The sequence below is a fragment of the Nesterenkonia sp. genome (assembly GCF_029265375.1).
GTDB lineage: Bacteria > Actinomycetota > Actinomycetes > Actinomycetales > Micrococcaceae > Nesterenkonia.
On record NZ_JAJUJJ010000010.1, the window covers coordinates 52064 to 72912 of the forward strand.

Sequence of the window (20849 nt, forward strand, 5' to 3'; positions counted from 1 at the left end):
GGGCCATAGCCAATGATCCGCTTCGAGCACGTTACCCGGCACTACGGCGATGCCGACTCCCCGGCGCTGAGCGACATCTCCGTGGAGTTCGGACGCGGGGACTTCGTCTTCCTCATCGGCGCCTCCGGCTCGGGCAAGTCCACCCTGCTGCGCATGATCCTCCGCGAGGGCCTGCCCCAGCAGGGAAAAGTCACCGTCGCCGGGCAGAACCTCAGCCTGATGCTGCCCAAGCGCGTGCCGGAGTACCGGCGCAGCATCGGCATGGTATTTCAGGACTTCCGCCTGCTGCCCGACAAGACGGTCTATGAGAACGTCGCCTTCGCCATGCAGGTCATCGGCGCGCCCCGGCAGGCAATCCGCAAACGGGTGATGAAAGTGCTCTCCCGGGTGAAGCTGGACCATCTGGCGAAGCGGTACCCGCATGAGATCTCCGGCGGCGAGCAGCAGCGGGCCGCCATCGCCCGGGCGATTGTGAACTCCCCGGCGATCCTGCTGGCCGATGAGCCCACCGGAAACCTGGACCCGCGTGCCTCGGCAGAGGTGATGAAGATCCTGCGCTGGATCAACTCCTCCGGAACCACGGTGATCATGGCCACCCACGACCGCGCCATTGTGAACCGGATGCGCCGCCGGGTGGTGCAACTGCACAACGGACGCCTGGTGCGTGACGAGCCCGGGGGGCTCTACGATCCGCCCGAGGGCTCCCAGGCGTGGGAGATCCTGTCTGCCGAGGAGGCCAAGACCGGGCTGCGCGCCTCCGACCCGATGCCCGTGCGCACCGAGCTGAACCCGGTGGTGCCGGCCATGGTCTCCGCGCGGGAGCTGGACGAGGCGGGCGAGTCCGAGACGGAGCCTCAGATGGAGGAGCAGGGCCATCAGGGTCAGGCCGGCGAGCCGGAGAAGGCCGGCGGTCACGCGGAGCCCTCCCGAGCCGCTGCGGCAGCCTCCTCCGGTGCAGGGGCTGCGGCAGCCGGCCTGGATGAGCGGCAGCGGCTGAAGGTCAACACCTACCGGGTGACCTGGCCCGAGGATGAGGACACCTCTGAGACTGAGCAGTCTGCCTCCGCCGTGGATGCTGCGGACATACCGAGCTTTGAGGACGAACCGGACACCGACGCGCTGACCAGCCTGCCCCCGCAGGCCACCGAGGAGAACCAGGCCCCCGAGGCTCAGGAGCCGGAGATTCCGGCTCCTCAGACACCGGCGGGGGAGGCCCCGGAGCCCAAGGCCCCGACTCCCAAGGCTCAGGCCCCCAAGGCTCAGGCCCCCGTGCCCCGCGCGCCCGAGTCTCAGCCCCACGGGTCGTCGGCGCGGGAGGCCCAGACGTCCCAGTCCCCGGCGGGGGAAACCCAGGCTCGGCCACGCCCCCAGCAGCCGACGTCGTCGTCCCGGTTGAGCTGGCTCAGCCAGGCAGCCGAGGACTCTGCCGCTCCGCAGCGCGCCGGCCACCCCGACTCTGCACACCAGAGCCCGGGTCAGAGGCGGGGGCCGGGGGAGGGCCGCGATCGGAGCCAGGAGCGCGCCACATCTCCGGTTCCCGCGGCCGACCGGCCTGAGGCAAGCGCCCAGAAGCCCCAGGCCGCCCCAGCGGAACCGACAGAGACGCAGGCCGAGCCGCCGCGTCCGGTACCGCGCCTAGTGCCGCGCCCGCGGGCCTCGGCCGCTGAGGCCACCTACACAGACTCCCAGCGCACGGCCGAGCAGCTCAGCTCCTCCAAGGGCGGGCTGTTCCGCAGGAAGAGGAGGCGGCGCACATGAGCACGCTGTTCTACCAGCTGGGCGAGACCCTGGGCTCATTGCGGAAGAACGTCGCAATGGTGGCTTCAGTGGTCCTGGTGACATTCATCTCGCTGGGATTCGTCGGCGCCGCGGCGCTGATGCAGATCCAGGTCAACCAGATGACGCAGGACTTCTACGACCGTCTGGAGGTCAGCGTCTTCCTCTGCACCGACGGCTCGCCCGAAACTGCATGCCCCACCGGGGCGGTGACCGATCAGCAGCGCGCCAGCATCGAGCAGATGCTCGACGACGGCGCGGCCAGTCAGTACGTGAGCTCCTGGCGCTACGAGAGCCAGGAAGAGGCGCTGGAGAACTTCCAGCAGGCGCGCGAGGGAAGTGTGCGCGCAGCCAACGTGACCGCCGAGGACATGCCCGAGTCCTTTCGCCTGCTGCTTCACGACCCGGAGGAGTACCCGATCGTGACTGAGCTGTTCGGCTCAGTGCCCGGAGTGGAGAATGTGGCCGACCAGCAGGAGGTGCTGGACCAGATCTTCGGCATTCTCAATGGCCTGACAGTGGTGGCGCTGATTATCGCGGCGGTGATGATCCTGTGCACTGTGCTGCTGGTCTCCACCACCATCCGGCTCTCAGCCTTCAGCCGCCGCAGGGAGACCTCCATCATGCGGATGGTGGGGGCATCGAAGTCGATGATCCGCACCCCGTTCATCTTTGAGGGCATCATCGCCGCCGTCTTGGGGTCGCTGCTGGCGTGCGCGGCCACCTGGGTGATTGCTGAGCTGCTGATCGGCCAATGGCTGGCTGAGCAGGTGACCGGCATTGCGTTCATCACCGGCATGGACGCGTGGATAGTGATGCCCGCACTGGTGGTGATCGCCGTGCTGCTGGCCGGACTCTCCTCCTGGGTGACAGTGCGGAAGTACCTGCAGGTATAGTGGGCACTCGGCTCCACACCGGAGCCGACGTCGTCAGCGCTGTGCAGGGAGGTGACACCGGTGGCGAAGAAGAAGCGTCCAGGGCCGAAGGATCCGAAGAACCACGTGGTGGCGCTGAACCGGCGCGCGCGCCATGACTACACCATTCTGGACACCTATGAGGCAGGCCTGGTGCTTACCGGGACTGAGGTGAAGTCGCTGCGCGAAGGTCAGGCCTCCTTGGTGGACGGGTTCGCCGCCTTCGACCACAGCGGGGAGCTGTGGCTGGAGCAGGTGCATATCCCCGAGTACCTCAACGGCACGTGGACCAACCACTCCACACGGCGGAAGCGGAAGCTGCTGCTCAACCGCAAGGAGCTGGTCAAGATTTCGCGGCAGATCGAGGATCCGGGCCTCACCGTGGTCCCGCTGAGCCTGTACTTCAAGGACGGCCGCGCCAAAGTGGAGATCGGCATCGCCCGGGGTAAGCGGGAGTTCGACAAGCGGCACGCCCTGCGTGAGAAGCAGGACGCCCGCGAGGCGCAGCGCGCTATGCGCATACGCAATCTGCGCTCGGTGTGAGCGCTGCGGCTCAGCCGATGATGCCGGCCATATAGCCCAGGAAGATCAAGCCCACCAGCAGAACCACCACGATCACCGCGACCGTGATGATCACATTGGACTTCGGCGGTTTGGTGGGAGCCGGCGCCGGGGGAGTGGCCGTGGCTGAATTCGACTCCGGCGGCGTCTCGCCGGGATCCAGATCCCCAGAACTGGGCGGGCCGGGGCTTTGCGAACCGGCGTCGGGATCAGAGCTCTGCTGCGGATCTGGGTCGAGATTCGGATTGCGGGCGGACTCATTCCGCCCGTACCGGTCTGAGCTGGGGGCACTGTCGGCCGCCTCGCTGCTGGTCTCCTGGGGCGCGGGACCGGGATTCTCCTGCCGGCGCGGGCCTGCGTCACCACGCTGCGGCTGTGCGTTGCCCGACGTCTCGGTGGATCCCAGGTTTTGAGTGGTCCAGTCGGCGGGGGCCGGGTCTGGGCGATTCTCTTCCGGTGTGCTGGTCATGCCGTTCACCTTCTCGTATCGCATAGACAGCTCGTCACCCACCCTAAACAGCCGAAACTGCAGGTCAGGTCGGCGTCAGCTCAAAGATTCGTCAACGTTTCCCGGCTGCGGTCGTGCAGGCCCGTCGCCTGGCCCGCTGGGCCCTTCCCTGCTGCCATCCCGGGCGTCGACTGGCCGATTTACTGCGGCTAATCGGCGTTATCGGCCGTTTTGCGGTAGTAGATCCGCCAGTCAATGTGGGGAGGAGCCTGGGCGCGAAAAAGGGGCCGACCCCACTTTGTGTGAAGCCGGCCCCTGTCTCGCCTGCGGCGATGGTGATGTGGAGACGCCGGGAATCGAACCCGGGTCCGATCTGGACTTTCGTGGGCTTCTCCGAGCGCAGTCTGCGTCAGCGTGTTGCTCGGTCCCAGGCGTCATGCAGACAAGCGCCTGACGGACCCAGTCGCATCAATTGTCGAGGACCCTCCCTGCGACGAGGAGGGACTCTCCAGTGGCCATCTAGCTGATGCCAGTCACTGAGCCGATGGCTAACTCAGGCTGACAGACTCGCGTCGCTGCAATCAGGCAGCGAGGGCGAAGTCAGTGCGCTTAGATTCGGCACTTATTGGGTTGCACAAGCGGTTTTAACGTGGTCGCTTGGCGTCCACGGCTCGCTTCCCCACGATCACCTCAGATCGTCGAAACCGATCGTCCCCATATGTGTTTGTCAAACAAACTCCCGCCTGCGGCGGGCCTTTCAGTCTATACAACCAGCCAAAGGGCTGCAATGTTCCCGACCTCGGCTCCGCGACCCACAGCAGCTCGACGGCGGCAGTCAGGCTGCTGGAACTGCGGGCACCGAGGGGCAGAAGGGGCGCGGGGCCAGGGTGCTCGGGCAGCGGGGGACGGCGTCAGCCGACCATCCAGCCCAGCCACGCACCCAGCGCCGCCGCCGGCAGGCCCGCGCCCACATGCACCAGCCAAAGCCCGGCAGCGCTGATCCGCTCGCCAGCCACCCACAGCTGCGCGGCACGCAGCGCCAGGGTGGCGAACGTGGTCAGCGCTCCGAAGAATCCGGCAGCGCACAGTCCCAACACCAGAGGATGCCAGCCGGCACCCCCTGCTGCGGCGATCCCCAGCATGACCCCCAGCAGCAACGACCCGGCAGTATTGGCGATCAGCAGCCCACCCGGCAGATAGGTGTCCAACAGGTACCTGGCCACCGCACCGAGGCCACCACCCGCGGCCACTGCGAGCACCACCGGAAGCGAGAGCTCCACAATCATGGCTGCCCCCCGGCCCCGCCAGCGGCATGCTCACAGTCCAGGCCGGTGCAGCCGAAGATCGCCCGGCCCACTGTCACCCCCGCCGCAGCCGCTGCAGTGCAGAACAGCACCGACACGCCCACATACGCCAGGATCTCCCACAAGCCCGGGGGAATGACGTCATCGCCGGCGGTCTGAGCAAACAGGTCGCGCTGCTGAGACGCCACGGCCGCCACCATGACCGCAGAGAACGTGGTGAAGGATCCCAGCAGCCCGGTGCCGAGCACCGGAACGGTCCAGCTGGGAAGCGACCGCCACACATGGGCCACCCCCACCAGCAGCCCGAGGGCCGCCGAGCCGAGTGTGTTGATCAGCAGCGTGGCCCACGGGAACTTCATGAAGTGCTCCTCGAACGGCACCCCGATCACCAGGCGCAGCACCGAGCCGGCGGCTCCTGCCGCTGCGATCCAGACCAGCAGCTTCAGCAGCGGCAGCCCCTCGCGGCGCTGAGGTCCGCCAGCATCGGCGGCGCGGTCTTCAGTGGTGGGCACGAGAACCAGGATAGACCGCAACGCCCCCTATGCGGCGAGACTGACCCGCACGGCGTGGGCCACCTGGTGATTCAGGTCCACGTTGTGGTCCTCCCCGCCGTCGAGCACCACATCCCCGGAGCTCGAGGAGATCACCCGCATCTCGGCGCCGATCGCGATCCGCCGCTCCGCCAGGGCGTGCAGGGCCTCCGGGACAGAGTCGTCCACCTGCTCCACCCGCACCGTGGACTCCTCGGGGACCCGACACAGCAGGGTGGTCTCCGGGTACTGCAGGCTCAGGTCGGCGGCAGGGATGGGATCCCCGTGGGGGTCGGTGGTGGGATGGCTCAGCTTGGCGTCCAGCCGCTCGATGAACGTCTCAGAGACCGCATGCTCCAGCCGCTCGGCCTCGTCGTGGACCTCGTCCCAGCCGTAGCCGAGTTCACGCACCAGCCACGTCTCGATCAGCCGGTGCCGGCGCACCATCGCCAGCGCCAGGCGCCGTCCCGCCTCGGTCAGCCGCACCGGAGCATAGGGCTGGTACTCCACCAGGCCCAGCTCATCCATCTTGCGGATCATCAGCGTGACCGAGGGATTGGAGACGCCCAAGTTCTTGGCCACCGCGCTGGCGGTGACATCGGCCCCCTCCCATTCAGAGAGCCCATAGATGGTCTTGGCATAGTCCTCCACCGACGTGGTGGCCCGCTCCGTGCCGCCGCTCGGCGGCAGGGTGGATCGGCCCTGGGCGGAGGTGCGTGGCATGGCACGTATTCTACGCGGGCCGGGTGCGGGCTCGACGACGACGACGCCGCCGCAGCAGCTGCGCGGCGAGCCCACGCCGGGGTGAGAAGAGGTAGGCGAGGCCGAACAGCGAGGCGGCCACCAGCACGATCGACCCGCCGGTGGAGACGTCCCACCAGTAACTCGTATAGACCCCGATGGTGGCTGCTGCTGCGCCGGCGGAGGTGGCCACGATCAGCATCACCGGGAAGCTGCGGGCCACCAGGAACCCGGTAGCCCCGGGGATCACCAGCATCGCCACCACCAGGATCACTCCCAGAGTCTGCAGGGCGGTGACTGTGGTCAGCGCGAGCAGGCCCAGCAGCGCGGCGGTGAGCACCCCGGTGCGCAGGCCGATGGCCGCCGCATAGGTGGGGTCGAAGGCCAGCAGCGTGAAGTCGCGGCGCTTGACCAGCAGCACCGCCACCGTCACTGCCGCCAGAGCGCCCACCTGGTAGAGGTCGGTCCGGGATGTGCCCAGCACATTGCCGAACAGGATGTGCTGCAGGTGGGTGGAGGTGGTGACCGTCGAGATCAGCACCAGCCCGGCGGCGAACAGGGTGGTGAAGACCACCCCGATGGTGGTTTCTCTCTTCAGGGCGGTGGTCTGGCCCAGCGCTCCGATCAGCGCCACCGCGAGCAGACCGAAGACGAATGCGCCGATCCCCAATGGGATGCCCAGGGCGAAGGCCAGCACCACCCCGGGCAGCACCGAGTGGGCCACCGCCTCGCCCATCAGTGACCAGCCCATCAGCACTAGCCAGCAGGAGAGCATGCCGCACACTGCAGCGGATATCACCGCCACGGCCAGGGCATTCTGCATGAAGTCATACGCCAGAGGCGCCAGCAGCAGCTCGCTCATCGGACCTCCTCCGCCTCGTCGGGTGGCTGGTGGACCCCGCTGGCGCCGTCGTCGGGGGAGTGTCGAGACGGGGCGCCGGAGGTGCCGACCTCGGGGGAGAGGCGCGTGACGGCACCTGAGGCGCCGTCGCCGGGAGCAATTCCGGAGGAGGCGGGGTCATGGCGGGCTGCAGGCGCGGGGGTCAGCGCGGATCCGAAGGCGCGGGCCAGCTGCTGCTCGGTGAGGACCTGGCTGGGCGGCCCGGAGGCCAGGACGCGCCGGTGCAGCAGGACGACCTCATCGGCCAGCTGCTCCACGCCTTCCAAATGGTGCGTGGAGATCAGCACGGCAGCCCCGGCATCGCGGAGGGTGTGCAGCACCTCGATGATCAGCGACTCCGAGGTGCGGTCCACTCCTGCGAACGGCTCGTCCAGCAGCATCAGCGGGGCGTCCTGAGCCAGGGCGCGGGCCACGAACGCGCGTTTGCGCTGCCCGCCGGAAAGCTCGCCGATGCTGCGCCGGCGCAGGCTGATCAGTCCGGTGCGCTCCAGCGCGTGGTCCACCGCCCGGCGATCAGTCTGACGAATGCGGCGGAGGAAACCCATATGCGAGTAGCGGCCCATCATCACCACCTGTTCCACGGTCAGCGGAAAGCTGGTGTCCACCTGCTCATGCTGGGGGACGTAGCTGACCTGGTTGGCCCGACGCGCCCGCGCCGGGGGCTGGCCGAAGATGCGCACCGTTCCGCGCAGCGGGGGCCGCAGGCCCAGCAGGGCGGCGAACAGCGTGGACTTGCCCGAGCCGTTGGCGCCCAGCAGGGCGGTGATCCGTCCCCGGTTCAGCTGCAGACTGACGTCCTCCAGGGCGGTCACGCCCGGGTATCCGGCGGTCAGCGACTCGACCCGCACAGGGTCAGCGGCGGTCTTACTCATAGGCGGAGAGCACCGTGTCAATATTGTGCTCCAGCAGATCCAGATAGCTGGGCACATCGCCGTCGGGTTCGGAGAGGGAGTCCACATACAGCGGCGGCCCCAGCTCTGCGCCGGTGGACTCGGCCACCTGCTCCTGCGGACCTGTGGGGACGGTGGATTCGCAGAACACCACCGGCACCTGGTGCTGCTTGACGAAGTCGATCTGCGCCTGCACCTGCTGCGGGGTGCCTTCGTTCTCGGCGTTCAGCGGCCACAGATAGTGCTCTGTCATCCCCAGGTCGTTGGCCAGATAGCTGAACGCCCCCTCGCAGGTGACCAGGAAGATCTCGCCGTCGATCTGCTCGGCCCGGGAGGCGGCGTCGGCGGCGATCTGCCGCAGCTGCTGGCGATACTGCTCAGCATTGGCGCTGAAGTGCTCCGCGTCCTGCGGCCAGCGCTCCGCCAGCGCCGCCTCAATCGTGTCCACATAGCTCATCGCCTGCACCGGTGAGATCCAGGCGTGCGGGTCGGTGGGAAGCTCCCCGCTGTGGGGATGCCCGGGGATGTGGGTGATCCGCTGAGCCTCCACGTCCTCGGTGGCGGTGATGACCTCGGCGTCTCCGTGCTGGATGAACTGCTCGAACCACGTCTCCAGGCCCAGCCCGTTGGCAATGATCAGTTCGGCCTCTGCGGCCGCGGCCACATCCGAGGGCGACGGGTCGTATTCGTGGACCTCCGCGCCGACGGGAGTGATGGTGTCCACAGCGACGCGGTCTCCCGCCACGGCGGAGGCGATATCGGCCAGCACACTGAACGTGGCGACCACCTCGGCGGACTCGCCGCGTTCGGCCGGTGAGCTCTGGCCGCAGGCGGATGCCGAGAGCAGCAGGGCTCCGGCGGCCAGCAGCGGTGCACCGGAGACCGGTGCGGAGATGCGGGGGCGAGGCATGCCAACACCGTAGTGTTAGGCGTGCCTAAAAATCAACCTGATCTGGGTCGGATGCAGGTGCGTCGGAATCGGCGCTCGCGGAGGTGTGTTGCCCGGGACCATCCGGGCCGGAGAGCTGCTCCAGCACGCTGTGGTGCAGCAGACCGTTGGTCGCCAGCGCATTGCCTCCCGAGCAGCCCGGCTCATTGTCCAGGGAGGTGAAGACCCCGCCGGCCTCTTCGACGATCGGCACCAGCGCGGCCATATCGTAGAGCGCCAGCTCAGGCTCGGCAGCGATGTCCACCGCCCCTTCGGCCACCAGGCAGTAGGACCAGAAGTCTCCGAAGGCGCGGGTGCGCCACACCGCCTCGGTCAGCCCCATGAAAGCCTCCTGCCGGCCGATCTCCTTCCACCCCTGCAGCGAGGAGTAGGAGAAGGATGCGTCAGCCAACTGGGAGACCTTGGAGACGTGCAGCTGACGCGCTGCCGAGAGCGACTTGCCGGTGTAGGCCCCGCCGTCCTTCGCCGCCCACCAGCGCCGCCCCAGTGCGGGAGCAGAGACGACGCCGACCACCGGCTGTCCGTGCTCCACCAGCGCGATCAGCGTGGCCCACACCGGGACGCCGCGGATGAAGTTCTTCGTCCCGTCGATCGGGTCGAGCACCCATCGCCGCGGGCCGGACCCGGATTCGCCGAACTCCTCGCCCAGGACCGCGTCCCGTCCCCGGGCGCGGCTGAGCTGCGAGCGGATGAGCTCCTCGGCGGCCCGGTCGGCGACGGTCACCGGAGTCAGGTCCGGTTTGGTCTCCACCTCAAAATCCATGGAGGAGAAGTACTGCATGGTCTGAGCGTCGACGGAGTCGGCGATCATATGGGCCAGACGCAGATCTTCGGTGTAGGGGCTCGAGGCTAAACTCATGCCCCCAGGCTACGGCCACCGAGCGCCGTTCCGGGGTGTTTGCGCCTAGAGGCACCGCCGTTTCTGCCGGTGCGACGGCGCACTGGCGAGCTCAGGGGCTCCCGAGCTTCTTCTCCGCCGCCGATTCCTCGCCGCCGGAAAGCGAGGCCAGCAGACCGCGCAGGCTGGCCAGTCGGGCCGGGCCGTGCTCACCGGCGTGTCCGGCGTGGACGTAGGCGTCCAATGCGCAGCCGCCGGCCGGGGACTCGTGGGCGCAGCCGGGCTCGCAGTCGGCGCTTCCGTCCACCAGGTCCTCGAAAGCGGCCAACACGTCGTCGGGATCCACATGCGCCAGTCCGAAGGTGCGCACCCCCGGGGTATCGATCACCCAGGAGTCCCGGGCCCGGTGGGCGTTCAGCTCGCCAGCCGGCTGCAGATTCAGCGCCACCGCGGAAGAGGACGTGTGCCGTCCGCGGCCGGTGACCGCGTTGACGCCCCCGGTAGCGCGGTCGGCGCCGGTGAGCGCGTTGACCATAGTGGACTTGCCCACCCCCGAATGGCCGATCAGCGCGGTGATCTTATCCGCCAGCATGCCCCGCAGCCGGTACACTGCCTCCGGCTCCAGCTGCTCGGAGCCAGACGCCAGGCCGGAGATCACCGTGGTCAGCTCCAGTTCGGTGTAGTGGGAGACCAGGCCCGCCGGGTCCTGGGGGTCTTCGGCCAAATCCGCCTTGGTGATCAGCAGGATCGGCTCGATGCCGGCGTCATAGGCTGCCACCAGCGCACGGTCGATGAACCCGGTGCGGGGCTCCGGGTCCGCCGCGGCGACGACGATCAGCAGCTGGTCGGCATTGGCCACCACCACACGTTCGGCGTCGTCGGTGTCATCGGCTGAGCGGCGCAGCAGGGTGCTGCGGGGCTCTATGAGCACCAGCCGCGCCAGCGTGCCCTCCGCCCCAGAGGTATCGCCGACCAGCCGCACCATGTCCCCGGGAACCACCGGGGTGCGGCGCAGCGCTTTGGCGCGCACAGCGGTGACCACCCGGTCCGACTCGCCGTGTTCGAGCATCGCGCAGGTGTACCGGCCGCGGTCCACCTGCACCACCCGGGCCAGCTCGGCGTCATGGTAGTCCGGAGACTCCTTGGTGCGCGGCCGCGAGCCTTTCTTATTCGGGCGTACGCGCACCCGGGACTCGTCCCAGGAATCCCAGCGGCTCACCGGTCCACCAGCGCCTGCCAGGCCGCCGGGAAGTCCGGCATCGTCTTGGCGGTGCAGGCGATGTCTTCGACCGCCACGCCGTCCACGCCCAGCCCTACCACCGCGGCGAAGGTCGCCATACGGTGATCGGCGTAGCTGCGCACCACTGCGCCGCGGCGTACCGGAGCCAGTACGCGGAAGCCGTCGTCGGTCTCCTCCGCCGCTCCGCCCAGACGGCGGATCTCAGTCACCAGGGCGGCGATGCGGTCAGTCTCATGCCCACGCAGATGACCCACGGAGGTGAACTTGGTCTCCTGGCTGCAGAGTGCGGCCAGCGCCGCCACCGTGGGGGTCAGTTCCGCGGTGGCGTCCACGGTGCCGGGGGAGACCAGCCGCTCGGGTCCGCGCACACGCAGGGTCGCGGTGGCGGCCGCGCGAGCCTCAGGGTCCCGCGGCGGCTCCTCAGTGAGGGTGACCTCGCAGCCGAAGCTGCGCAGCAGATCCGGCCAGCGGCGCCCGATCTGGGTGGTGGAGACCGGCCAGCCCGGCATAGTGACCTCTCCGCCGGTGACCGCTGCGGCGCAGAGGAAAGGACCAGCATTGGAGAGGTCCGGCTCCACCCGGGCGGTGAAGCCGGGGATCGGCCCGGGGTCCACCTCCCACACATACGGCTCGGGGGACCGCACGCTCACGCCCAGCTCCTGCAGCACGCGCACGGTCATCTCCACATGCTCCAGGGACGGCACCTGCGAGCCGGAATGGCGCAGCCGCAGCGGGCCGGCGAAGCGGGGGGCCGCCAGCAGCAGACCGGAGACGAACTGGCTGGAGGCAGAGGCATCCACAGTGATCTCGCCCCCGCTGAGCCGGCCGGAGCCGCGCAGGGTGAACGGCAGGAACCCGTCGGAGGCGTGCGGTACGACGTCGACTCCGAGTTCGCGCAGGCCGTCCAGCACTGCCCCCATCGGGCGCACCCGGGCCTCCGGGTCGCCGTCGAAGAGCACCTCGCGCCCGGTCAGCGCGGCCACGGCCGGCACGAAGCGCATCACAGTGCCGGCCAGCCCGCAGTCGATGCGCACGGGATCATCCTGCGGTGCAGCATGCTGCGGCGTGGACTTCTGGGGTGCGGCACGCTGCGGTACGGACTCATGCTGCGGTGCAGCACGCCGCGGTACGGACTCATCCCGCGCTGTACCACGCTGCTGCGGCTCGGGGTCGCCCCCGGCGTCGTCGAAAGGGATCGGTGTGATCCGCACCGCCGGTTCGCCGCTGCCGTGGGGGTCACCCAGGTGCTCCACTCCGGCGCCGAGCTGGCGGAGGGCAGCAAGCATCAGCTCGGAGTCCCGGGACTGCAGGGGATTGACCACTGTGCTGGCAGATTCCGCCAGGGCGGCCAGCAGCAGATAGCGGTTGGTCAGCGACTTGGAGGCGGGCACTCGGACGCGCCCATACACTGGTGCTCCCGGTCTCGGAGCCAGCCATGGGGCGTCCGAGTCCGGGGGCACAGCGGTCACAGAACTGTTCAGGGCTCGACCTTCAGGAGGAGACCTTCTTGGCTTCCTTGGCGGCCTGGGAGGCAGCCTTCTTGGCCTGCTTCTCCGCCTGGCGGAAGGCCTTGCGGGCGTCCTTCTCCCAGGCCTTCAGAGTGCCGGTGGCGTCGTCGCCGAGGTCCTCGGCCCACTTCATGGTCTTCTCGCCGAACTTGGCGCCCTTCTTCTGGGCGCGCTTGGAGATGTGCTCGGCACGCCAGGCCAGCGAGGGCCGGCCGTTGAGATCCACCATCGCCAGGCCGAGACCGCCGAGGATGGAGATGTTCTTCAGCAGGGTGGTGCGCTGGGCGGCGACGTCGGCCTCAGAGTCCACCGGGGCTGAGCGGTATTCGGCATAGGAGTTCAGCTTATGCGCACCGGCGAGGGTGAACGCCGCCAGTCGCGGGAACTTGCCCAGTGCCAGCAGGGCCCCTGCACCAACCTGGACACCGCCGAGAACCTGGGCCGCCAGGCGGGGATTGGAGGTCACCGGCTCGGCCTGCGGGACGATAGAGGCGATCTCCTGCAGGGGAGTGCGCAGCTCTTCGGCCGCCTCGTCGGGCCGGCGCAGACGGTCCACGCCGCCGGCGATGAAGCTGGCTCCCAGCAGCGGGCGGGCGACTTTGCGGATCAGAGTCATGCTTCTCCTCCTCGGACGGGCAGGCCGGACGGCCCACGCCGGAATTCGGCTGTGTTCGGGACCAATCTATCAAGCACCGCGGAATGTGGCAGGCCCCGCCGTCGTTGTTCTGCACATGAGTGTGGCAGCGATGGCACCGGCGGCGCCGACGGCGCGGATACGCGTAGACTCGTGGGCAATGAGTGAGCGCCCTACAGTTTCAGATGCCGCGGCGGAGACGGACGTGGCCGCAGAGACCGACGCCGAGCGCCGGGCGCGGTTCGAGCGCGAGGCCCTGCAGTACGTCGACCAGCTCTATTCGGCGGCGATGCGGATGACGCGCAATCCCCAGGATGCCGAGGACCTGGTCCAGGAGGCTTACACCAAGGCCTATTCCGCGTTCCACCAGTACAAGCCCGGCACCAACCTCAAAGCGTGGCTGTACCGGATTCTGACCAACACCTATATCAATATCTACCGCAAGCGGCAGCGGCAGCCGCAGCAGGCCAACACCGAGCAGGTGGAGGACTGGCAGATGGCTCAGGCTGCCGAGCACACCTCCACCGGCCTGCGCTCGGCCGAGGCGGAGGCGCTGGACCACCTGCCGGACTCCGACGTCAAAGAGGCGCTGCAGCAGATTCCGGAGGAGTTCCGTCTGGCGGTCTACTTCTCCGATGTGGAGGGCTTCGCCTATAAGGAGATCGCCGAGATCCTCAACATCCCCATCGGCACTGTCATGTCTCGCCTGCACCGCGGCCGGAAGCTGCTGCGCTCGCTGCTGGCCGACTACGCCCGCGAACGCGGCATCACCCGAGGGGAGGGCCGGGCATGAGCACCGAGAACTGCCGAGACTGTGAGACCAAGGCGGAGGCCGCCGAGCGGCTGGAGCGCATCTACGAATACTTGGACGGTGCGCTCTCGCGGGCGGATCTCCAGGAGGTGCAGGCCCATCTGAACGACTGCCCCGAATGCGCCTCCGACTATGACCTGGAGTGCGTGATCCGCACGGTGGTGCGCCGCTCCTGCGTGGAGCAGGCGCCGGAGACTCTGAAGGTCACCATCATCGAGCGGATCAGCCAGATCAAGACCGACGCCGGCCACTGAGGCCGCGGCCCCGAGCCGGACCGCGTCCGCAGCCGAGCAGCGCCCTCAGCCGAACCGCGGCCACGCCCGAATAGCGGCTACGCCCGAATAGCGGCCCCAGCTTTTCACATCAGCCCCGAATCGGGGCCGCAATGAAAAGTGAGGGACGCGACCGCGCCGGATCCGGGTGGGCGGAGACGTTGGCGGCCCTGTGGCTGGGCACAGCGCCGACCCCCTGCCCGGCATGAAGAAAGCCCCCACGGTGGGTGAAGTCGATGCTTCACACAGCGTGGGGGCTTTGCAGTCTTCTGCTCAGGAGTTCGGCCGCTTGCCGTGGTTGGCCTTGTTCTTGCGGCGGTCCTTACGCTTGCGTCCGCGCTTGCTCATGGCAGACTCCTCTCGTAGGCAACTCGGCCCAGTTTACCGCATTCAGCCGGCGCCGCTGGGCTCGGGCAGCTGCAGCCACTGGTACCAGCCCCGGTGCAGCACCAGCCAGGCGATGAGCCCATAGCCGGACTGCCCGGGCCGGCCTCCGTTGGCCGCCAGATCCTCGCGCCACTGCTGGTGGTCCACCAGCGGGGTGAAGGCATCCACATACGGGTGGCTGCGGCGGGTCGCCACGTCCTCGTAGGCCTTGTTCAGCTGCGCGATGCGCCGGTTGTGGTCGGCATCCAGCCCAGGCAGCGGGCCCACCACCAGGCAGCGGATGCCCTGCTGGGTCGCACGGTCGAGCACATTGGCCAAGTTCAGCCGGGCGCGGGCGGAGGAGGCGCTGATCAGGTCGGCGTCGTTGAGCGCGATGAGCAGAAAGTTCTCCGTCTCCGGGCCGAAGCGGGCTGAGGCCTCAGCCTCCCACCGCTTGGAAAGCGCCTCGGTGCCCTCACCGGGAACCGCCAGCACATACGGCTGCAGCACCAGGTCCTCAGACTGGGTCTTGGAGAGCACACGACCCACCCATCCCAGAGCGCGCGGGTCGCCGACGCCGGTGAGCAGCTCATCGCCGACGACGACCAGGCGAATCTCCCGCTGTGCTGAAGGATCCTCCATACCGCTCACAGATCCAGGTGGGGGAAGGCTTCGCTGATCAGATTCTCCAGCTCCTGGGCGTGCCGCTTGGCCTGACCCACAGAGGTGGCCGCCGACTCAGGGCGAGCCACCAGCGTGATGTCCTGCTTCAGCTGCGGGGCGAAGTTCATCCCGAAGAACGGCCACGGGCCCTGATTCTCCGGTTCGTCCTGGGCGTAGACGAACTGCGCGTCCTCCGGGTAGCGGTCCAGCTCGGCCTGCAGCTGCTCCACCGGCATCGGGTAGAGCTGCTCCAGCCGAACAATGGCGGTGGTGTCGTCGTCGTGCTTGGACCGGGTGGCCAGCAGGTCGTAGTACAGGCGGCCCGAGACCACCAGCACCCGCTTGACCTTGGCCGGGTCCACGCCGTCGTCGCCGATGACCTCCTGGAACGAGCCGGTGGTGAAGTCCTGCACCTGGTTGGCCGCGGCCTTCAGCCGCAGCAGCTGCTTGGGGCTGAAGACGATCAGCGGCCGGCGCGGCCGGGTCACTGCCTGGCGCCGCAGCAGGTGGAAGTAGTTCGCTCCCGAGGAGGGCATCACCACGGTCATATTGTCCTCAGCGCACAGCTGCAGGAACCGCTCCGGGCGCCCCGAGGAGTGGTCCGGGCCCTGGCCCTCGTAGCCGTGGGGGAGCAGCATGACCAGCGAGGAGCGCTGACCCCACTTCTGCTCCGCGGTGGCGATGAACTCGTCGATGATGATCTGGGCACCGTTGACGAAGTCGCCGAACTGGGCCTCCCACAGCACCAGGGAGTTGGGGTTCTCCACGGAGTACCCGTACTCGAAGCCCAGTGCCGCATACTCCGAGAGCAGCGAATCGTAGATGAAGAATCGGGCCTGGTCCTCGGTGAGGTTCTTCAGCGGGTACCACTCGTCCCCGTTGATCCGGTCGTGGAAGACCGCGTGGCGCTGCACGAAGGTGCCGCGGCGGGAGTCCTGGCCGGCCAGGCGGACCTCGGTGCCCTCCATCAGCAGCGAGCCGAAGGCCGCGATCTCTGCAAAGCCCCAGTCGATGCCGCCTTCGCGGGCCATCTTCGCGCGCTTCTCCAGCAGAGACTTCAGCTTCGGGTGAGGAGTGAAGCCCTCGGGGATATTGGTGTGCACCTCCCCGATATGGGCCAGGGTCTCCTCCGAGATGGCGGTGTCCTGCGGCGAACGCTCCGGGGTCTCGTCCTCCGCCTCCGAGGCGGTGGGGGCCACATCGGAGCTGGAAGCGCCGCCGCCGTCCTGAACTGTGGAGACCGGCTGGGTCTGAGCGGCGTGGGTCTCGGTGAACACCCGCTCCAGGCGCTGCCGGTAGTCCTGCAGGGCCTGGTCGGCCTCTTCCTGGGTGATGTCGCCGCGTCCGACCAGCGCCTCGGTGTAGAGCCGGCGGGTGGTGCGCTTGGCTTCGACCAGGTTGTACATCTTCGGCTGGGTCATCGAGGGATCGTCGCCCTCGTTGTGACCGCGGCGGCGGTAGCAGACCAGGTCGATGACCACGTCCTTGTTGAACCGCTGACGGTAGCGGAAGGCCAGCTGCGCCACCCGGGCCACGGACTCGGGATCGTCAGCGTTGACGTGGAAGACCGGTGCCTGAATGGCCTTGGCCATATCCGTGGAGTAGGTCATCGACCGCGCCGAGGACGGCGGGGTGGTGAAGCCCACCTGGTTATTGACCACCACATGAACGGTGCCGCCGGTGCGGTAGCCGCGCAGCTGGGACATGTTCAGCGTCTCGGCCACCACGCCCTGTCCGGCGAAGGCGGCGTCGCCGTGGATCAGCAGCGGCATGACCGAGAAGCTGTTCACATTGTCAGCGCCTTGGTCCAGCCGGTCCTGCATCGCGCGGACCACACCCTCCAGCACCGGGTTGACCGCCTCCAGGTGCGAGGGGTTCGCGGCCAGGTAGACGCGGGTGGTGTTGCCCTTGTCCGAGGTGAAGGAGCCGCGGGTGCCCAGGTGGTACTTCACATCACCGGAGCCCGTGCCGGCCTCGCGGCCTTCGAACTCCCGGAAGACCTGCGCATAGGTCTTGCCGGCGATATTGGTCAGCACGTTCAGCCGTCCGCGGTGGGCCATGCCGATGGCCACCTCGTCCAGCCCTTCGTCGGCGGCTTCGGAGAGCACAGTGTCCAGCAGCGGGATCAGCGACTCGGCGCCCTCCAGGGAGAACCGCTTCTGCCCGACAAACTTGGTCTGCAGGAAGGTTTCGAAAGCCTCGGCGGCATTGAGTCGGCCCAGGATGCGGAACTGCTCGTCCCGGGTGGGCTTCTCATAGGGGTGCTCGATCTCGTTCTGGAACCACTTGCGCTCTTCGGGCGACTGGATGTGCATGTACTCGATGCCGGTGCTGCGGCAGTAGGTGTCCCGCAGCACACCCAGGATGCTGCGCAGCGGCAGCGACTGCTTGCCTCCGAAGCCTCCGGTGGGCCATTCCCGGTCCAGGTCCCACAGGGTCAGACCGTGGTTCTCGATGTCCAGGTCCGGGTGGAAGCGCATCTTGTACTCCAGCGGGTCCACGCTGGCCATCAGATGGCCGCGCACCCGGTAGGAGTGGATCAGCTGCTGGATGCGGGCGACCTTGTTGATCTGCTCCTCAGGGTTGACCTGAATATCGGCAGACCAGTGGATCGGCTCGTACGGGATCCGCAGCGCCTCGAAGATCTCCTCGTAGAACCCGTCCTTGCCCAGCAGCAGCTCGTGGATGGTCTTGAGGAACTCACCGGAGCCGGCGCCCTGGATCACTCGGTGATCGTAGGTGGAGGTCAGGGTGATGATCTTGGAGACCGCCAGGTTGTTCAGCGTCTTCTCGCTGGCACCCTGGAACTCAGCCGGGTACTCCAGGGCACCGACGCCGACGATGACGGCCTGTCCCTTGGACAGCCGCGGCACCGAGTGGACGGTGCCGATGCCGCCGGGGTTGGTCAGCGAGACGGTGGTGCCGGAGTAGTCGGCGGGGGTGAGCTTATTGTCCCGGGCGCGCTTGACCAGATCGTCATAGGCGGCCCACCATTCGGTGAAGCTCAGGTCCTCAGCAGCCTTGACATTGGGCACAATCAGCGCCCGGGTGCCGTCGGGCCGCGGCATGTCGATGGCCAGCCCGAAGTTCACATGCGCAGGCTGGACCGCGGTGGGCTTGCCGTCGATGACGTCGTAGGTGACGTTCATCGAGGGATGCTCGTTGAGCGCCTTGAGCATCGCGTAGCCGATCAGGTGCGTGAAGGACACCTTCCCGCCGCGGGTGCGCTTGAGGTGATTGTTGATCACCGTGCGGTTGTCGATCAGCAGCTTGGCCGGCACCGCCCGCACCGTGGTGGCCGTGGGGACCTCCAGGGAGGCGTCCATATTGGCCGCAATGGCCTTGGAGATGCCCTTCAGGACGGTGTGCTTGTCCTCCTTCTTCTTCTCCGGCCGGGATTCGGGGACCTCCGGCTTGGAGGGTTCGGAGGGGATCGGAGCAGCGGCGGTCTTGGCCTTGCGGGTCACCGGCTGGCTGGGTGCCTGCGGCTTGCCGGCCGGCTTCTCCTTGGCCGGCTTCTGGGAGGCGTCAGGTTCTGCCGGCTTAGCGGTCTCCGGGGTGGTGTCCCCGGAGGGGGCCTTCTGGTTCTGCGCCGAGGCCTGCGAGTCCACCGCAGAGCGTGAGGCCGGCGCCTGCTTCTGCTGCGACTTCTGCGCCGGTCGGCTGTCCGAGCCGGAGGAGCTCTTATCCGCAGTCCCGTCGGATTCGGAGGAGCCGGAGGAGGAGCGTTCGGCGGGCGCCCCGTTGGAGGTTGACTCAGACTCTAGACGCCGGAAGATATCGGCCCACTTGCGGTCGACGGAATCAGGGTTCTGCCTGTATTTGTCGTATATGTCGGCGACCAGCCATTCATTGCCGGGAAATTCCTCCGCGAGACGGCTGGACGTTAGCTCTGGCACTGTGGATACGCCTCTTCCATATGTGATCTGCGTCAGTTGTCTGCGCACTGCGTTGTGCGGTTCGTCGCTGGGGTCTAAGCATAGTGACTTTGGCGCGCCGGTTGCCACCGCTCACGGTATCGTGTCCAGTGATGCATCTGACTCATGAACCCGGCCACGATCTCACCTACGCCGATGTCTTTCTGATCCCCTCGAGGTCCTCGGCGGCCTCCCGTTTCGACGTCGACCTCTCGGCGGAGGACGGGACCGGCTGCACCACGCCGCTGGTGGCGGCGAATATGACAGCGGTGACCGGCCGCCGAATGGTGGAGACGATGGCCCGCCGCGGCGGGCTGGGGGTGCTTCCCCAGGACGTTCCGGTGGAGGTGATCCGCGATGTCACCGCATGGGTGAAGTCCCGCCACACAGTGCTGGAGACCCCGCTGAAGGTCAGCGCGGCGGACACCGTCCTGGATGTGCTGCACCTGCTGGACAAGCGCAACCATGATGCGGTGTGCGTGATCGACGACGACGCGCGGCTGGCCGGGGTGGTCACCGCCGCCGACGGACAGGGGGTGGACCGGTTCTCCTCGGTGGCCTCGGTGATGCGGATGCCGCAGGTGCAGTTCACCGCGGAGGACGTCGACGGCGCGGCGGGACTGGAACGAGCCTTTGAATCCATGGAGGCCTCCGGGACCGACTATGCGCCGGTGACCGACGACGCCGGCACGCTGCTGGGAGTGCTCACCCGCGCCGGCGCCCTGCGTTCGACCATCTACTCGGCCAATACCGACGCCGAGGGCCGGCTGAAGGTCGCCGCCGCTGTGGGAATCAACGGAGACGTCCGCGGCAAGGCGGAGGCGCTGCTGGAGGCCGGGGTGGACGTGCTGGTGGTCGACACCGCCCACGGACATCAGGAGAAGATGCTGCAGGCGCTGGCCGCAGTGCGCTCCGCGGTGGCCAGCACCGGACTGGTGGTGCCGGTGGTGGCCGGAAATGTGGTCACCGCCGACGGCACCCGCGAGCTGATCGAGACTGGAGCCGACATCGTCAAGGTCGGGGTCGGCCCCGGCGCCATGTGCACCACCCGCATGATGACCGCCGTGGGCCGCCCGCAGTTCTCCGCGGTGCTGGAGTGCGCAGAAGCCGCTCGGGACATGGGCCGGCACGTATGGGCAGACGGCGGGGTCCGCTACCCCCGCGATATTGCCCTGGCCTTGGCCGCCGGCGCCTCCCAGGTGATGGTCGGCTCCTGGTTCGCCGGCACCTACGAGTCCCCTGGCGACCTGCTCACCGCCGCCGACGGGCGCCGCTACAAGGAGAGCTACGGGATGGCCTCATCCCGGGCGGTCCAGCACCGCACAGCCGCTGAGAGCGCCTTCTCGCGTGCCCGCAAAGGCCTGTTCGAGGAGGGCATCTCCACCTCCACGATGTTCCTGGACCCGGCTCGCCCGGGGGTGGAGGATCTGATCGACTCGATCGCTGCGGGGGTGCGCTCGGCATTCACCTACGCCGGGGCCCGGACCCAGGCGGAGTTCCGGCAGCGGGCCGTGGTGGGCGTGCAGTCGGCCGCCGGCTACGAAGAGGGCAAGCCGCTGGGATCCTCCTGGTGAGTCTCCGGTAGA

General features: G+C 68.1%; 19 protein-coding genes and 1 other RNA gene. 6 read left to right on the forward strand and 14 right to left on the reverse strand.

Features of this window, described 5'->3' with window-relative positions; genetic code table 11:
* Positions 1-12 precede the first annotated feature (12 nt).
* From ftsE to smpB, 3 genes are read left to right on the forward strand one after another with little or no spacing between them, the layout of a single operon-like run.
* Positions 13-1758, forward strand: coding sequence for a cell division ATP-binding protein FtsE (ftsE, locus tag Q1K09_RS05895; protein ID WP_300343968.1), 1746 nt, complete (start codon positions 13-15; stop codon positions 1756-1758).
* A complete protein-coding gene (ftsX, locus tag Q1K09_RS05900; RefSeq protein WP_300343969.1) occupies positions 1755-2672 on the forward strand; it encodes a permease-like cell division protein FtsX in 918 nt (305 codons plus the stop codon). The genes ftsE and ftsX overlap by 4 nt, the downstream gene beginning before the upstream one ends.
* A gap of 60 nt (positions 2673-2732) precedes the next feature.
* Positions 2733-3233 (forward strand): SsrA-binding protein SmpB, encoded by a 501-nt coding sequence (gene smpB, locus Q1K09_RS05905; RefSeq protein WP_300343970.1) that lies wholly within the window; start codon positions 2733-2735, stop codon positions 3231-3233.
* A 10-nt stretch (positions 3234-3243) separates the two neighbouring features.
* Here smpB and Q1K09_RS05910 read toward each other — a convergent pair whose 3' ends face one another.
* From Q1K09_RS05910 to Q1K09_RS05970, 12 genes are all read right to left on the reverse strand, one after another.
* Positions 3244-3720 carry a DUF6480 family protein gene (locus Q1K09_RS05910; RefSeq protein WP_300343971.1) on the reverse strand — a complete coding sequence of 159 codons (477 nt, stop codon included), beginning with the start codon at positions 3718-3720 and terminating at the stop codon, positions 3244-3246.
* 317 nt (positions 3721-4037) lie between these two features.
* Positions 4038-4415: a transfer-messenger RNA gene (ssrA, locus tag Q1K09_RS05915) on the reverse strand.
* Positions 4416-4610: 195 nt separating this feature from the next.
* Positions 4611-4985 (reverse strand): CrcB family protein, encoded by a 375-nt coding sequence (locus tag Q1K09_RS05920; RefSeq protein ID WP_300343972.1) that lies wholly within the window; start codon positions 4983-4985, stop codon positions 4611-4613.
* Positions 4982-5515 carry a CrcB family protein gene (locus Q1K09_RS05925; RefSeq protein ID WP_300343973.1) on the reverse strand — a complete coding sequence of 178 codons (534 nt, stop codon included), beginning with the start codon at positions 5513-5515 and terminating at the stop codon, positions 4982-4984. Before Q1K09_RS05925 ends, Q1K09_RS05920 begins: the two co-directional genes overlap by 4 nt.
* 27 nt (positions 5516-5542) lie before the next feature.
* The gene (locus Q1K09_RS05930) at positions 5543-6256 is read right to left on the reverse strand and encodes a metal-dependent transcriptional regulator (RefSeq protein ID WP_300343975.1); all 714 of its coding nucleotides are present in this window, start codon (positions 6254-6256) and stop codon (positions 5543-5545) included.
* Between the two features lie 10 nt (positions 6257-6266).
* Positions 6267-7136: a metal ABC transporter permease gene (locus Q1K09_RS05935; protein WP_300343977.1), complete on the reverse strand. Its 870-nt coding sequence runs from the start codon at positions 7134-7136 to the stop codon at positions 6267-6269.
* Positions 7133-8047, reverse strand: coding sequence for a metal ABC transporter ATP-binding protein (locus tag Q1K09_RS05940; RefSeq protein WP_300343978.1), 915 nt, complete (start codon positions 8045-8047; stop codon positions 7133-7135). The genes Q1K09_RS05935 and Q1K09_RS05940 overlap by 4 nt, the downstream gene beginning before the upstream one ends.
* Positions 8040-8975, reverse strand: coding sequence for a zinc ABC transporter substrate-binding protein (locus tag Q1K09_RS05945; protein WP_300343980.1), 936 nt, complete (start codon positions 8973-8975; stop codon positions 8040-8042). Before Q1K09_RS05945 ends, Q1K09_RS05940 begins: the two co-directional genes overlap by 8 nt.
* A gap of 25 nt (positions 8976-9000) precedes the next feature.
* Positions 9001-9873 carry a histidinol-phosphatase gene (gene hisN, locus Q1K09_RS05950; protein ID WP_300343981.1) on the reverse strand — a complete coding sequence of 291 codons (873 nt, stop codon included), beginning with the start codon at positions 9871-9873 and terminating at the stop codon, positions 9001-9003.
* A gap of 91 nt (positions 9874-9964) precedes the next feature.
* A complete protein-coding gene (rsgA, locus tag Q1K09_RS05955; RefSeq protein WP_300343982.1) occupies positions 9965-11071 on the reverse strand; it encodes a ribosome small subunit-dependent GTPase A in 1107 nt (368 codons plus the stop codon).
* On the reverse strand, positions 11068-12561 hold the full coding sequence (locus tag Q1K09_RS05960; protein ID WP_366909071.1) for a 3-phosphoshikimate 1-carboxyvinyltransferase: 1494 nt from the start codon (positions 12559-12561) through the stop codon (positions 11068-11070). Before Q1K09_RS05960 ends, rsgA begins: the two co-directional genes overlap by 4 nt.
* Before the next feature lie 22 nt (positions 12562-12583).
* Entirely contained in the window at positions 12584-13216 is a 633-nt protein-coding gene (locus Q1K09_RS05970) for a DoxX family protein (protein ID WP_300343983.1), read from the reverse strand.
* Between the two features lie 178 nt (positions 13217-13394).
* Here Q1K09_RS05970 and Q1K09_RS05975 point away from each other — a divergent pair, with 178 nt between their 5' ends.
* Both Q1K09_RS05975 and rsrA read left to right on the forward strand, forming a co-directional pair.
* The gene (locus Q1K09_RS05975) at positions 13395-14027 is read left to right on the forward strand and encodes a sigma-70 family RNA polymerase sigma factor (RefSeq protein ID WP_300343985.1); all 633 of its coding nucleotides are present in this window, start codon (positions 13395-13397) and stop codon (positions 14025-14027) included.
* Complete coding sequence (rsrA, locus tag Q1K09_RS05980) at positions 14024-14299, forward strand: mycothiol system anti-sigma-R factor (RefSeq protein ID WP_300343986.1); 276 nt, start codon at positions 14024-14026, stop codon at positions 14297-14299. Before Q1K09_RS05975 ends, rsrA begins: the two co-directional genes overlap by 4 nt.
* A gap of 408 nt (positions 14300-14707) precedes the next feature.
* Here rsrA and Q1K09_RS05985 read toward each other — a convergent pair whose 3' ends face one another.
* Positions 14708-15325: a GDSL-type esterase/lipase family protein gene (locus tag Q1K09_RS05985; protein WP_300343988.1), complete on the reverse strand. Its 618-nt coding sequence runs from the start codon at positions 15323-15325 to the stop codon at positions 14708-14710.
* A 5-nt stretch (positions 15326-15330) separates the two neighbouring features.
* Positions 15331-19245: a multifunctional oxoglutarate decarboxylase/oxoglutarate dehydrogenase thiamine pyrophosphate-binding subunit/dihydrolipoyllysine-residue succinyltransferase subunit gene (locus tag Q1K09_RS05990; protein WP_300343989.1), complete on the reverse strand. Its 3915-nt coding sequence runs from the start codon at positions 19243-19245 to the stop codon at positions 15331-15333.
* 131 nt (positions 19246-19376) lie between these two features.
* Here Q1K09_RS05990 and Q1K09_RS05995 point away from each other — a divergent pair, with 131 nt between their 5' ends.
* The gene (locus Q1K09_RS05995; RefSeq protein ID WP_300343990.1) at positions 19377-20837 is read left to right on the forward strand and encodes a GuaB1 family IMP dehydrogenase-related protein; all 1461 of its coding nucleotides are present in this window, start codon (positions 19377-19379) and stop codon (positions 20835-20837) included.
* Positions 20838-20849: the final 12 nt, after the last annotated feature.